Origin of the sequence: Allobosea sp., assembly GCF_035999205.1 — a bacterium.
GTDB lineage: Bacteria > Pseudomonadota > Alphaproteobacteria > Rhizobiales > Beijerinckiaceae > Allobosea.
The window spans coordinates 139,417-152,411 of record NZ_DASYHA010000018.1; the positions used below are offsets into that span (position 1 = coordinate 139,417).

At 66.8% G+C, this 12,995-nt stretch carries 14 protein-coding genes and 1 other RNA gene; 8 read left to right on the forward strand and 7 right to left on the reverse strand.

Going from position 1 to position 12,995, the window contains the following annotated elements; genetic code table 11:
• Position 1 precedes the first annotated feature (1 nt).
• A complete protein-coding gene (locus VGN82_RS06710) occupies positions 2–1,063 on the reverse strand; it encodes a YihY/virulence factor BrkB family protein (protein ID WP_327526225.1) in 1,062 nt (353 codons plus the stop codon).
• A 199-nt stretch (positions 1,064–1,262) separates the two neighbouring features.
• Here VGN82_RS06710 and VGN82_RS06715 point away from each other — a divergent pair, with 199 nt between their 5' ends.
• Positions 1,263–1,985: an outer membrane protein gene (locus VGN82_RS06715; protein WP_327526475.1), complete on the forward strand. Its 723-nt coding sequence runs from the start codon at positions 1,263–1,265 to the stop codon at positions 1,983–1,985.
• Positions 1,986–2,048: 63 nt separating this feature from the next.
• Here VGN82_RS06715 and VGN82_RS06720 read toward each other — a convergent pair whose 3' ends face one another.
• The 5 genes from VGN82_RS06720 to ffs all read right to left on the reverse strand — a co-directional run bounded on the left by VGN82_RS06720 (position 2,049) and on the right by ffs (position 5,917).
• Entirely contained in the window at positions 2,049–2,663 is a 615-nt protein-coding gene (locus tag VGN82_RS06720) for a hypothetical protein (protein WP_327526226.1), read from the reverse strand.
• 85 nt (positions 2,664–2,748) lie between these two features.
• Positions 2,749–3,354, reverse strand: a complete 606-nt coding sequence (recR, locus tag VGN82_RS06725; RefSeq protein WP_327526227.1) for a recombination mediator RecR — start codon at positions 3,352–3,354, stop codon at positions 2,749–2,751.
• Positions 3,355–3,463: 109 nt separating this feature from the next.
• Positions 3,464–3,784 carry a YbaB/EbfC family nucleoid-associated protein gene (locus VGN82_RS06730; protein ID WP_327526228.1) on the reverse strand — a complete coding sequence of 107 codons (321 nt, stop codon included), beginning with the start codon at positions 3,782–3,784 and terminating at the stop codon, positions 3,464–3,466.
• A 36-nt stretch (positions 3,785–3,820) separates the two neighbouring features.
• A complete protein-coding gene (locus VGN82_RS06735; RefSeq protein WP_327526229.1) occupies positions 3,821–5,686 on the reverse strand; it encodes a DNA polymerase III subunit gamma/tau in 1,866 nt (621 codons plus the stop codon).
• Positions 5,687–5,820: 134 nt separating this feature from the next.
• Positions 5,821–5,917: signal recognition particle sRNA small type (gene ffs, locus VGN82_RS06740), an RNA gene on the reverse strand.
• A 257-nt stretch (positions 5,918–6,174) separates the two neighbouring features.
• Between ffs and rpmH the strand changes: the two genes are divergently transcribed.
• From rpmH to VGN82_RS06770, 6 genes are read left to right on the forward strand one after another with little or no spacing between them, the layout of a single operon-like run.
• Positions 6,175–6,309 (forward strand): 50S ribosomal protein L34, encoded by a 135-nt coding sequence (gene rpmH / locus VGN82_RS06745; protein ID WP_067253664.1) that lies wholly within the window; start codon positions 6,175–6,177, stop codon positions 6,307–6,309.
• Complete coding sequence (gene rnpA / locus VGN82_RS06750) at positions 6,266–6,808, forward strand: ribonuclease P protein component (protein WP_327526230.1); 543 nt, start codon at positions 6,266–6,268, stop codon at positions 6,806–6,808. The genes rpmH and rnpA overlap by 44 nt, the downstream gene beginning before the upstream one ends.
• 55 nt (positions 6,809–6,863) lie before the next feature.
• Positions 6,864–8,741, forward strand: coding sequence for a membrane protein insertase YidC (yidC, locus tag VGN82_RS06755; protein WP_327526476.1), 1,878 nt, complete (start codon positions 6,864–6,866; stop codon positions 8,739–8,741).
• 40 nt (positions 8,742–8,781) lie between these two features.
• On the forward strand, positions 8,782–9,423 hold the full coding sequence (locus VGN82_RS06760; RefSeq protein WP_414644228.1) for a CatB-related O-acetyltransferase: 642 nt from the start codon (positions 8,782–8,784) through the stop codon (positions 9,421–9,423).
• A gap of 11 nt (positions 9,424–9,434) precedes the next feature.
• A complete protein-coding gene (yihA, locus tag VGN82_RS06765) occupies positions 9,435–10,100 on the forward strand; it encodes a ribosome biogenesis GTP-binding protein YihA/YsxC (RefSeq protein ID WP_327526232.1) in 666 nt (221 codons plus the stop codon).
• Between the two features lie 8 nt (positions 10,101–10,108).
• Complete coding sequence (locus VGN82_RS06770) at positions 10,109–10,477, forward strand: DUF423 domain-containing protein (protein ID WP_327526233.1); 369 nt, start codon at positions 10,109–10,111, stop codon at positions 10,475–10,477.
• Positions 10,478–10,520: 43 nt separating this feature from the next.
• On the opposite strand, the gene VGN82_RS06775 is transcribed toward VGN82_RS06770, so the two are convergent.
• The gene (locus VGN82_RS06775; RefSeq protein WP_327526234.1) at positions 10,521–11,930 is read right to left on the reverse strand and encodes an adenylate/guanylate cyclase domain-containing protein; all 1,410 of its coding nucleotides are present in this window, start codon (positions 11,928–11,930) and stop codon (positions 10,521–10,523) included.
• Between the two features lie 164 nt (positions 11,931–12,094).
• Between VGN82_RS06775 and argB the strand changes: the two genes are divergently transcribed.
• On the forward strand, positions 12,095–12,991 hold the full coding sequence (gene argB, locus VGN82_RS06780) for an acetylglutamate kinase (RefSeq protein ID WP_327526235.1): 897 nt from the start codon (positions 12,095–12,097) through the stop codon (positions 12,989–12,991).
• Positions 12,992–12,995 lie beyond the last annotated feature (4 nt).

The window sequence follows — 12,995 nt, forward strand, 5'->3', positions numbered from 1 at the left end:
TCTATCCGGCGGCGGGTGGGCCGACCCGGTCCGCCATCGTGGCGCCGCGCGTCCCGAGGGGTTTGGGACGGCCGGTCGTGGTGTCGTGCGCCGTCTGGTGTTCGAGCTCGGCGTTGAGCTCGGCCCCGCCGAGCACGATCATCGCCGAGAGCCAGAGCCAGGTCATGAAGACGACGACGGTGGCGAGCGAGCCATAGGTTGCGGTGTAGTTGCCGAGCGTGCCGACATACCAGGAGAAGGCCCAGGAGGCGGTGGCCCAGAGGATCGCCGCCGCGACAGCTCCAGGCATCACCCAGATGAAGCGCGCTCGCTCGCGGCTCGGGCCGATCCAGTACAGGCAGGCGATCGACAAGGTGGCGACGACGAGAAAGGCCGGCCAGCGCACGAGTCGCAGCAGGCGCTCCAGCTCGAAGGCGAATGGGAACAGCGCCGTGATCACCGGCACGCTGGCGATCGCGGTCAGCGCCGCCACCAGCAGGACCACGCCGCTGAGCGTCGTCATCAGCGAAATGGTGTTCAGCCAAAGGAAGCTGCGCTTTTCCTGCTCGCGATAGATGATGTTCAGGGCGTCGAAGATCGCCTTGACCGCGGCATTCGCCGACCAGACCGCCACCAGCAGGCTGATGATGAAGGTCAACGAGAGCGGCGAGGCCGGCAGCAGCGCCAGCCGCATCGCCTGCTCGTGGATCAGGTCGCGCGCCGCCTGCGGGAAGACCGTCGTCACCGAGTCGAGCTGCCCGGCGATCGTCGCCGGATCGGTGAAGTAGCGATACAGCGTCACGAGCAGGGAGAGCGCCGGGACCAGCGATAAAAGCGTGAAGAAGGCGACGGCGCCGGCAAGCGAACTGAGCCGGTTGTCCGCGACATTGCCGGCGAAGCGCAGCAGCACGTCCTTCCAGCCAAGCCAGGTCATCTGCAGCGGGCTGCGGGCAAGGCGGCCACGCGCCGCATCCTGCGCCGCTTCGCGCTTGCGGCGCGTCAGACGCGACGTGACGGCCTCAGTGACATAGCCCAGCGCGAGACCCGCTCCGGCCGCACCCGTGATCCGCTTCAGAAAGGACATTCACAACCGTCTCCGCCGCCGCGCTCAAGCTTCGTCGCGACGGCACGGCGAGGCAACAGCAAGCCGGCACGAATGTTCCCGTCCCCGCCTGGCGGCGTCATTTTAGCTGATCATTAACCTTAATGCTTTCTGATCATGGCCATGTTCGCCGTCTCCCGAGGCGTGCGCCGCTCCGTTTCGTTGACGAGTCGAGGCCGTGATGATGCATCCAAAGCCGGGCCTGGCCCGTCTCGCCCTTCTCTGCGCCAGCCTGCTCTGTGCGGCCCCGGCCGTGGCGGCGGACACGCCCTCGTCCCGCCTGCTCCCGCCTGCCCCGGCCTTGCCCGACATCTATTCCTGGACCGGCATCTATCTGGGCGTGCAGGCCGGTTATTCCTGGGGGCAGGAGCGCACCGCCTTCTCGGACGCGCTGGGCCGGGCCTTCAACGGCGCCGCCTTCCGCCAGAGCTCGGATTCCGCCCTCGGCGGCGCGCATGCGGGCTTCAATCTCCAGACCGGCAGCATCGTTCTCGGCATCGAGGGTGATGTCGAGGCGCTCGATGCGGGCGAGACGCTGGTCGCTCCGGCCATGACGGGGCGGGTGAAGCGCGACTGGCAGGCGTCGGTGCGCGGGCGCGTCGGCTTCGCCATGGATCGCTTCATGATCTACGCCACCGGCGGCGCGGCCTTCACGGACTTCGACTACCACCTCTACGACGCCGCGGCCGGGCTGTCGGCGAGCACGGATCGCTCGAAGACCGGCTGGACCGCGGGGGCGGGCGTGAACTTCGCCTATACCGACAACCTCATCCTCGGCGCCGAATATCGCTATACCGACTTCGGCAAGGTCAACGCGGCCGGCAGCGGGCCGCTGCTCGGGCTGACCGTCCGCCACGAGCCGACGACCCATACGCTGCGGGCCAGCCTCGCCTACAAGTTCTGACGACACGGGCCGTCGCGGTCGCCATCGGGTCGCGATCAGGCCGCGCCGACCTCTGTCCGGTGCTCAGCCATCATGGTTGTAGTTCTGCTGCATCAGCACGGGGCTGTTCGCATAGAGATAGGTCGGGCTCGTCAGCACCGCGAATCTGAGCAGTTCCCAGCTGACACGCGAGACTTGGGGAACCCTGACGGCGCCCCTCTGATACTCGGCCAGCAGCCCGTCGGCCGTCGCCGATGCGACATCAGCGATCGGCGCCGACCAGCGCGGCTGCTTCAGGCCGGTCATCTTGCAGTACAGGACATGCGCCACATAGGCCGATGCTTCCTCGTCCCACGCATTGATATTCGTCCTGAACAGGTCGTAGGCGGCATGGACGCATTCGTGCAGCGCCGTCGACTCGCCGACCCTGCCGAGGATGGGCGGCATCAGAAGCGTATTGGCGCGTGGCACCGGCGGCGTGTTCGAGAGGTCCGCCGCCGCGAAATACTGCGCCCCAGTGTTCGGCGGGAACTGGGTTGAGGTCTGGATATGGACGGTGTTCGCGCGGATCCCGCTGGCGACGCGCTGGAAGGTTCCGGGGCCGAGCGTGATCCAGCGATTGCCGGACGGGAAGCTGAAGCGTATCCGTGATGCCGCCGGCCCGAGCAGGACCTGGATCAGCCGTTCTTTCGCAGCCATGACACGACCCTCCGCGAAGCAGGGATCGGGACGGTACGGCATGGATCCCTGATGAGGGATGTGTCGCCGCGGCAGACGAGGAGGTTCAAAATCCGGTGCGCTGGCGGATCGCGGCGGCGAGCGTGCCGTCGTCGAGATAGTCGAGTTCGCCGCCGACCGGCACGCCATGAGCGAGTCTCGTCACCTTGAGCGGCAGATGCGCCAGGAGGTCGGTGATGAAATGCGCCGTGGTCTGGCCGTCCACGGTGGCGCTCAGCGCCAGGATGACCTCCTTCACGCCCGGTTCGGAGGCGCGCCTGACCAGCGCGTCGAAGGAGAGATGCTCCGGGCGAATGCCGTCGAGCGCCGAGAGCACCCCGCCCAGCACATGATAGCGGCCGGGCACCGCGCCGGAACGCTCCAGAGCCCAGAGGTCGGAAATATCGGCGACCACCACGATCAGCCCGTCATCGCGGCGCGGGTCGCGGCAGAGCGAGCAGGGATCGCTGGTATCGACATTGCCGCAGGTCGAGCAGACGACGATCCGGTCCCGCGCAACCGCCATCGCCTCGGCAAGCGGGGCGAGCAGGGCCTCGCGCTTCTTGACGAGATGCAATGCCGCGCGCCTGGCCGAGCGTGGCCCGAGGCCGGGCAGCTTGGCCAGCAACTGGATCAGCCGCTCGATCTCGGGGCCGGCGATGGCGCGGGACATGGATGCCTTTCGACGCAGGCGTCATGGTCAGGCTTGACCCGACCATCTCGGGAAGGGAGCTCTTCCGGTCGGAGATGCCCGGTGCAGGCCCGGGCATGATGGCAAGCCCTTAGAACAGCTTCATACCGGGCGGGATCGGCAAGCCCTTGGTGACTTCGGCCATGCGCTCCTGCATCACGCGGTCGGCGCGATTGCGGGCGTCGCTGCTGGCGGCGACGATCAGATCCTCCAGAATCTCGCGCTCGTCGGCCACCATCAGGCTCGGGTCGATCTTGACGCTCTTGAGCGCGCCCTTGGCGGTCATCGTCACCGTGACCATGCCGCCGCCGGCCGCGCCCTCGACCTCGATCGCGTCGAGCTCGGCCTGCACATTGGCCATCTTCTGCTGCATCTCCTGCGCCTGCTTCATCAGGCCCATGATGTCGCGCATGGTTACGTCTCCCTTTGAACCTCGGAATTCCGGATCTCAGAAATCGATGCCGTCGAAATCGGGCTCGGCATCGTCGAAGAGCGGCTCGCCATCCGGCAGATATTCGTCTTCCGGCGCCGGGGTCGCCGGCATGTCGGCTTCGGCCGCGCGCGGGTCGCGGACATCGACAATGCGCGCGCCCGGAAAGCGCTCCAGCACCGCCTTTACCGCGGGATGCGCGGCGGCGTCGCTCTCACGCTGATCCTTCGCCGCCACGGCCTGCTCGCGCAGGGTGGCGCCGCCCTCGGCATTGACGACGGCGACCATCCAGGTCTGGCCGGTCCACTCCTTGAGGCGACGCGAGAGATCCTGGGCCAGCGTCCGGGATGCCCCATCGGCGAGCGAGAACTCGATCCGTCCCTGCTCGAAACGAACCGGGCGGACATCGCGCTCGAGCGCGATCTTCAGCGTGATGTCGCGATGCTGCGAGGCGAGCGCGACGACATCCTCCAGCGAGGCCACCAGCGCCGCCGGCTGGGCAAGAGGCTGAGCCAGGGCACGCGGCGCAGCCACGGGCATAGGGTTGGCGCTGGCCAGGATCGGCCGTGCCGCCAGCGCCGTATTGCAGCCGCCCATGGGCGGCCGCGGTGCGGATGGGGCGCCCTGGCCCGAAGGCACGGCGCCCGAGCCGTCGCGCAGCATCCGCAGCGCTTCGTCGGGCGTCGGCAGGTCGGCGGCATGGGCGAGGCGAACCAGCACCATCTCGGCCGCCATGATCGGCCGGTCGGCCTGCTTTACCTCGCCGATGCCCTTGAGCAGCATCTGCCAGGTGCGGGCGAGGATGCGGATCGACAGGCGCTGGGCGAAATCGCCGCCGCGCACGCGTTCCGCCTGGGCGAGACTGTTGTCCTTGACGGCGTCGGGCACGAGCTTGAGACGCGTCACCAGATGGGTGAATTCGGCGAGGTCGGTCAGCACGACGACCGGGTCCGCGCCGGCGTCGTATTGCGCCCGCAGTTCCCCGAGCGCGGTCGCGATATCGCCCTTCATCACCGCCTCGAACAGGTCGATGACGCGCGCCCGATCGGCGAGGCCGAGCATCGAGCGGACATCTTCCAGCGTGATCCTGCCCGCGGCATGGGCGATCGCCTGGTCGAGGATCGAGAGCGAGTCGCGCACCGAGCCTTCGGCGGCGCGGGCGACGGCTGCCAGTGCCTCGTCCTCGGCCTCGACGGACTCGGCCCTGCAGATGTTCGACAGGTGCGAGACCAGGAGGCTGGCATCGACGCGGCGCAGGTCGAAGCGCTGGCAGCGCGATAGCACCGTCACCGGCACCTTGCGGATCTCGGTCGTCGCGAAGATGAAGCGCGCGTGCGGCGGCGGCTCCTCCAGCGTCTTCAGGAACGCGTTGAAGGCGCCGGTCGAGAGCATGTGCACCTCGTCGACGATATAGACCTTGTAGCGTGCCGAGACCGGCGCATAGCGCACCGCGTCATTGATCTGGCGGATGTTGTCGACGCCGTTGTTCGAGGCTGCGTCGATTTCCTGCACGTCGATGTGCCGGCCCTCGATGATCTCCTTGCAGTGGACGCCGAAGGTCCGCAGGTCCGTCGTTGGCCCGCCGCCGCCATCGGCCGTCTGGTAGTTCAGGGCGCGGGCCAGGATGCGGGCGGTCGTGGTCTTGCCGACGCCGCGCACGCCGGTCAGCATCCAGGCCTGCGGGATGCGGCCGGCCGAAAAGGCGTTGGTGAGGGTGCGCACCATCGCGTCCTGGCCGATCAGGTCGCCGAAATGGGCCGGGCGGTATTTCCGGGCCAGCACGCGATAGGGCGAAGCCGTCATCGGCACGGCGGCAGGCGCCGGGTCGAAGCCGGCAAAGCCCGGCTCGTCGGCGGAAGGCGCTGCGTTGGTGTCGTCGCTCATCGGTCTGGTTTGGCGGTTCGCCGCGCGGGGGTCAACGGCCGATTTCCGGGCCGCGACGCCGCTTGGCAGGAGACGCAATTTGGCAAGGGCCGCAGCGCCACGGCGCGACCCTGCTCAATTTCGAGCGCGCCTAAGGTGGGAGGCTGGACGAAGACCCGTTCGGTCTCGTTAGGGCTGCTTCCTTCCGGACCTGACCCGGTTGGCGAGTGAGACGTCCCTCGCCAACCTCCCGGGCGCTATATCGGGGATTAGGTTCCGGAGCGCAAGCGTGCCTGATGCGTCACCGCGGCAAAAAGCGCCGCGAAGCTTCGTCGCAGGGCGCTTCCGGCTGCGACTTCGGCATTGACTTGGGCCGGGTCATCCGCCATAAGCCCGCGACTTGCGCAGGCCTTCGGTCCGTGCAGAACCTTTTGCATGACAGGCGCCGCCGGCCACGCTTTCCGAGGAAAGCCGGGGCCGCGATGCCCACAGGGCCCCGGAGACGGACGATGAAGAGAACCTATCAACCCAGCAAGCTGGTCCGCAAGCGCCGCCACGGCTACCGCGCCCGCATGGCGACCGCCGGTGGCCGCAAGGTCATTGCTGCTCGCCGCGCTCACGGCCGCAAGAAGCTTTCGGCCTGAGCCACGGGCGCGTGATATCGGCGCGCCTTTTTCGGAAGACTGGCCAATCGCCATGCGCCTAGCCCGTCTGACGCAACGCAAGCAGTTTCTGGCGGCGGCCGAGCTTGGCCGCCGTTTTCGTTCGTCTGCATTCACCGTCCAGGTCCTCGACGCCCCGCTGCGCGAAGCCGCTGGCGGCGATGAGCGCGAGCCCGAAGGTCTGCGCCTCGGTCTGACCGCTTCCCGCAAGGTCGGCAACGCCGTCAAGCGCAATCGCATCCGCCGGCGTCTGCGCGTCGCGGCGGCAGAGGCCCTGGCGGGCCAGGCCGGCCGGCCTTGCGATGTTGTCATCGTCGCGCGTCCCGAGACGCTGACCGCCGCCTTCCGCACGCTCGTCGGCGACCTCTCCGTGGCGCTCGAGCGCGCCCGGCCTCAAGGGCAGGGTCGCAAGCCGCGCCCTGACAAGTCCCGCCCGGGCAAGGGGCCTGCTCAAGCCGGCGATACGCGCCCCCGATCCTAGAACACCTGAATCCCTAAAGCCCGACAGGCGTCAGCGAGATCTGTTTCCGATCATGATGAAAGAAGACAACCGCAACCTGCTTCTCGCGATCACGCTCTCGGTGGTCATCCTGCTCGGCTGGCAGTTCTTCTACGCCAAGCCGCAGATGGAGAAGCAGCAGCAGATCGCGCAGCAGAACCAGCAGGCGCAGAGCCAGTCGGCTCCTGCCCCCGGTGCCGCTCCTGCACCTTCGAACGTACCCGCCCAGACCGCGACGACCGCTCCCGGCGCCGCCCCGGCGGCGGCAGTTGTTGCCACGCGCGAGCAGGCCCTGGCCGCCAGCCCGCGTGTCCGCATCGACACGCCCCGGATCGCTGGCTCGATCTCGCTGACTGGTTCGCGCATCGACGACGTCTCGCTCAAGGGCTTCCGCGAGACCGTCGATCCGAACAGCCCGATCATCGTGCTGCTCTCGCCGCTGGGCGGCCCGAACGGCTATTACTCCGATTTCGGCTGGGTCGCGGCCCCCGGCACCAACGTGGCTCTGCCGAACGCCTCGACGGTCTGGACGCCGGATGCACAGGTGCTGACCCCGGCCAAGCCGCTGACGCTGACCTGGGACAATGGCCAGGGCCTGCTCTTCCGCCGCATCATCACCGTCGACGCGAACGCGATGTTCTCCGTCAAGGACGAGGTCGAGAACAAGGGCGGCGCCGCCGTCACGCTGTTCCCCTATGCCCAGGTCGTCCGCCATGGTCGGCCGCCCACACTGGGCTACTACGTCCTTCACGAGGGCCTGATCGGCGTTCTCGGCGAGCACGGCCTGCAGGAATTCACCTACGACCATGTCGACAAGGAGCCTCTGCTGGCGCCGGGCACCAATGGGCGGGTCTGGAAGGATGCGGTCGGCGGCTTCGTCGGCATCACCGACAAGTACTGGGCGGCGACGGTCGTCCCGGACCAGTCGCGCAAATATGAGGGCCGCTTCTCCTCCGTCCAGACCGGAGCACAGCGCACCTACCAGGCCGACTTCCTGGCCGAGGCGGTGACGGTCGCGCCCGGCGCCTCCGCCACGAGCAGCGCGAATCTCTTCGCCGGCGCCAAGGAAGTCGCGGCCATCAACGGCTATGAGCGCAATCTTGGCATCAAGCGCTTCGATCTGATGATCGACTGGGGCTGGTTCTATTTCATCACCAAGCCGATGTTCTATCTGCTCGACTGGATCTTCAAGCATGTCGGCAATTTCGGCGTTGCGATCCTGATCGTCACGCTGATCCTCAAGGGCATCTTCTTCCCGCTCGCCAGCAAGTCCTACGCCTCGATGGCGAAGATGAAGGCGGTGCAGCCGGAGATGATGGCGATCCGCGAGCGCTATGCCGACGACAAGATGAAGCAGCAGCAGGCGCTGATGGAGCTGTACAAGACCCAGAAGATCAACCCGCTCGCCGGCTGCTGGCCGGTGCTGGTGCAGATCCCGGTCTTCTTCGCGCTCTACAAGATCCTGTTCATCACCATCGAGATGCGGCACGCGCCGTTCTTCGGCTGGATCCGCGACCTCGCGGCGCCGGACCCGACGAACCTGTTCAACCTCTTCGGCCTGCTGCCCTTCACGCCGCCTTCCGTGCTGCATCTCGGCCTGTGGCCGATCATCATGGGCATCACGATGTTCATCCAGATGAAGATGAACCCGGAGCCGCCGGATCCGGTGCAGAAGATGATGTTCACCTGGATGCCGGTGTTCTTCACCTTCCTGCTCGGCTCGTTCCCGGCCGGCCTGGTGATCTACTGGAGCTGGAACAACCTGCTCTCGGTGCTGCAGCAGGGTTACATCATGCGCAAGCACGGGGTGAAGATCGAGCTGTTCGACAACCTCAAGGGCATGTTCGGCAAGAAGCCGGCTCCGGCCGGGGATGTCCCGGCACCGGGCAAGCCCGCCAACAGCAACAAGAAGTGACGGAGCAGAGGGCGGGGTTTCCCCGCCCTTCGCCTTTGGACTGACCCCCAAGTCGATGCCGCTGCCCGACCCGCTCACGCGCCACCCCATCCCCGGCTGGAAGGGCACGGCCTTCCTGAAGGCGATCGTCGATCATCCACTGATCGAGGTCGGCGACTACAGCTACTATGACGACTCGCGCGGCCCCGAGCATTTCGTCGCCCGCTGCGTGCGCTATCACTTCGACTTCATCGGCGATCGGCTGATCATCGGCCGGTTCGTCGCGATCGCGCAGGCTGCCCAGTTCGTGATGAACGGCGCCAACCATCCGATGGACGGCTTCTCGACCTATCCCTTCCAGATGTTCGGCATCGAGGGGGCGCCCGATGTCACCGCCCATGCGCATCGCGGCGACACGGTCATCGGCAACGATGTCTGGATCGGTCGTGAGGCCGTGATCATGCCGGGCGTCAGCATCGGAGACGGCGCCATCATCGGTACCCGCGCGCAGGTGGTGAAGGACGTGCCACCCTATGCGGTGGTCGTCGGCAATCCCGGCCGCGTCGTCAAGCTGCGCTTTCCCGAGGAGACGATCGCCGCGCTGCTGGCCATCCGCTGGTGGGACTGGGATGCCGGGAAGATCGCCCGCAATGTTCAGGCGATCGCCGGCGCCGACATCGACGCGCTGCGCGCGGCCGTGTAGGCGTAAGAGCCATGACCACGAGCATGACGACCCCCTTCACCGAGGACGAGATCGAATCCGCCCGCAAGCTCTTCGAAGGGCCGTGGGACTTCGTCTGGGCCTCGACCCATATCGACGACCTGCCGCCGATGGTCGGGCACGAGATCGCCTTCGCCGGCCGCTCCAATGTCGGCAAGTCGAGCCTGATCAACGCGGTGACGCGCCGCAATGCCCTGGCGCGCACCTCGCATACGCCCGGCCGGACCCAGCAGCTGAACTTCTTCCGCCAGGTCGGGGCCGATGAGCGCCTGACCATCGTCGACATGCCCGGCTATGGCTATGCGGCGGTCGGTCGGGCCAAGGTCGCGCAGTGGACCAACCTGATCCACAACTACCTGCGCGGCCGGCCCAACCTGATGCGCGTCTACCTTTTGATCGACGCGCGTCATGGCCTCAAGGACGTCGACAACGCCGTGCTCGAGACGCTCGACAAGGCTGCGATGTCCTATCAGGTCGTGCTGACCAAGGGCGATGCGCTCAAGAAGTCCGACCAGCAGTTCATGTGCGAGGCGACCTATGACGAGATCAAGCGCCGCCCCGCGGCATTCCCCGAGGTGCTGCTGACCTCGAGCGAGACCGGGCTCGGCATTCCCGAACTGCGCGCGGCGGTCGGCCGGGTGCTGGCGGAGCGGGGCTGAAGCAGGCGATGACCGCAGCGCGAATCCACCTGACCCTGGCCGCCCTGATGGGACTGGCGGGCGTCGCCCTGCTTGCCGCCGGCGCGCATGTGACCGGCACGGCCAACGTCCTGACGGCGGGCCAGATGCTGCTGTTCCACGCCTCGGTGATCTTCGGCGGCACGACCGCGCGCAAGGGCGGCTACCTGGCGGATCTCGCCGCGCGCATCGCTCTGTCGCTGATCATCCTCGGCGCGGCCCTGTTCGCGGCCGATCTCGCCCGGCGCGGCTTTGCCAATGAGGCCCTGTTTCCGCGCGCGGCGCCCACCGGCGGCTTCCTGATGCTGGGCGGCTGGCTCGTGCTCGCGCTCTCGGCCCTGTTCGCGAAGCGCGCCTGAGGCCCGGCAGTCCGCTGCAACCATCGCGCCATGGCGAGCCGCGCTATTGGATGACGAAGACGCCGATATCCCGCGAGATGCCGCGCAGCCCGACGTTTTGCCGCTGCGGCTTCAACCCCAGTTCGGCGAGCAGATCACTGGCGCGCGGGTCGCCGAGCACGGCATCGGTCGTAAAGATCTCGTTCGAGGCGGCGAGATGCTGCACGCGGGACGCGATGTTCACCGTCTGCCCGAAATAATCCTGCCGTTCGTTGAGGCTGACCGCGATGCAGGGGCCTTCGTGGATCCCGATCTTGAGGATCATATCCTCCTTGCCCCGTTCCCGATTGAGGCCACGCATCGCGTCCCGCATGCGAATGGCTGCGGCGATGGCGCGCTCGGGCGCAGGAAACGACGCCATGACGGCGTCTCCGATCGTCTTGACCACGGCCCCGGTCTCGGAGGCTACGATCTCGCTCAAGGCCCTGAAATGCGCCCGCACCAGATCGAATGCGGCAAGGTCGCCGACGCGTTCATAGAGCTCCGTCGAGCCCCGCAGGTCGGTGAAGAGAAACGTCAGGCTGGCGATCTTGAAGCGCTGGTCGACGTCGAGCGTGTCGGTGCGGTGGATATCCCGGAAGGTCTGATTTGAAAGGATCCGCTTGGCGGTCAGGAACGGACGGCGCTTGCCGAGCACGTCGTGCAAGACATCGTTCGCGACGCAGACCGACGGCAAGGTGCGGACGTCGGTATGATTGTCCAATGCGATCCGCAGAGCTCCCGGGCGCATCACCAGCGTCTCGCTGTGGCGATACGATCGGTCGAACACAAGCGACAGCGTCTGGCGATCTTTCGTCGGCTCTCCCTTGACCTCGATGAACTGCGCGACGTGTGTCACCGGCTCGAACACGATGATGAAGGATTCCGCAATCTGGAGCGAGATGACGGCCTTGTCGCCGGCCGGCAGCTCCAGCGCCTCGACGATGAATTCGTCGATCATCGCCTCGTAATTCTCTTCCGGCAGATCGACGCCCGAGCCCCAGTAGATCTGGCGGAAGTATTCGGCGGGTGGCAGCTGGTGCGGGTAATGCGCCTCGATCCGCCTGACATTGGGACTGACCGTGAAGGTCACCTCGACCATTTCGTCGAGCGAAGGCTCGTAGCCGGCGGCGCAGAGCGCACAGGTGTAGACCTCGTCGCGTACATGCTTCAGCGAGGCCCCGGCATCGAGCACGCCGCCGCAGCCGGGGCAAAGAACGTTCCATGAGAATTCGAAGAGGCCGAGGCGAGAGGCGTGCAGGAAGCCGGCGATCGCCTGCTCCTCGTCCAGGCCTCGTTCGGCCGCGAATGCGAGCACATTGACTCGATTGAGCTTACGATCGGGAGCGGTCGCAATAAGGCTTTCGATCGCGTCCACGACCTCGGCCGATACCGATTGGCGCAGAACGTCGAGCACGGATCGGGCATCGTTCATCGTCCGATCTCCCCGTTTCCAGGATGCCGTCGGATGATAGGCTCGTGTTCCCTGCTTGGCTATCGCGGGGCCGCCAAGGTCGCGAGAGGCCTTCCGGCGCGCCCCTCAGTCCGCTAGAAGGCGCTCACGCGGTCGCTTGCCCGCGCCTTCGCGGAGCCTGCCCGATGATCACCCCCGCCCATCTGACGCCGTCGCAAGCCGCCGACCTGCTGGTCCAGGCGCTGCCGCATATGCAGCGCTATGATCAGGAGGTCATCGTGATCAAGTATGGCGGCAACGCCATGGGTGATGCTGCGACCGCTGAGGACTTTGCCGAGGACGTCGTGCTGCTTGAGCAGTCCGGCCTCAAGCCGGTGGTCTGCCATGGCGGCGGGCCGCAGATTGCCCGCATGCTCGGCAAGCTCGGCATCAAGTCCGAGTTCAAGCAGGGCCTGCGCGTGACCGATGCCGCGACCGTCGACGTCGTCGAGATGGTCCTGGCCGGCTCGGTCAACAAGGAGATCGTCGGCTACATCTCGCGCGAGGGCGGCAAGGCGATCGGGCTGTGCGGCAAGGACGGCAACATGGTCACCGCCCGCAAGGTGACCCGCACAATCGTCGACCCCGATTCCAGGATCGAGGAGGTGCTCGATCTCGGCTTCGTCGGCGAGCCCGATAAGGTCGATACGTCGGTGCTCGATGCGGTGCTCAAGGCCGAGCTGATCCCCGTCCTGGCGCCGGTCTGCGCCGCCGAGGACGGCCAGACCTACAATGTCAACGCCGATACCTTCGCCGGCGCGATCGCGGGTGCCCTCAACGCCAAGCGCCTGCTGCTGCTCACCGACGTTCCCGGCGTCCTGAACAAGGACAAGGAGCTCATTCCCGAGCTGACCGTCGAGGAGTGCCGCCGCCTGATCGCCGACGGTACGATCTCGGGCGGCATGATCCCGAAGATCGAGACCTGCATCTACGCTCTGGAAAAGGGCGTTGAGGCCGTTGTCATCCTCGATGGCAAGGTGCCGCATGCGGCGCTGATCGAGCTCTTCACCGATACGGGTTCCGGCACGATCATCCGGCGGTAACCGC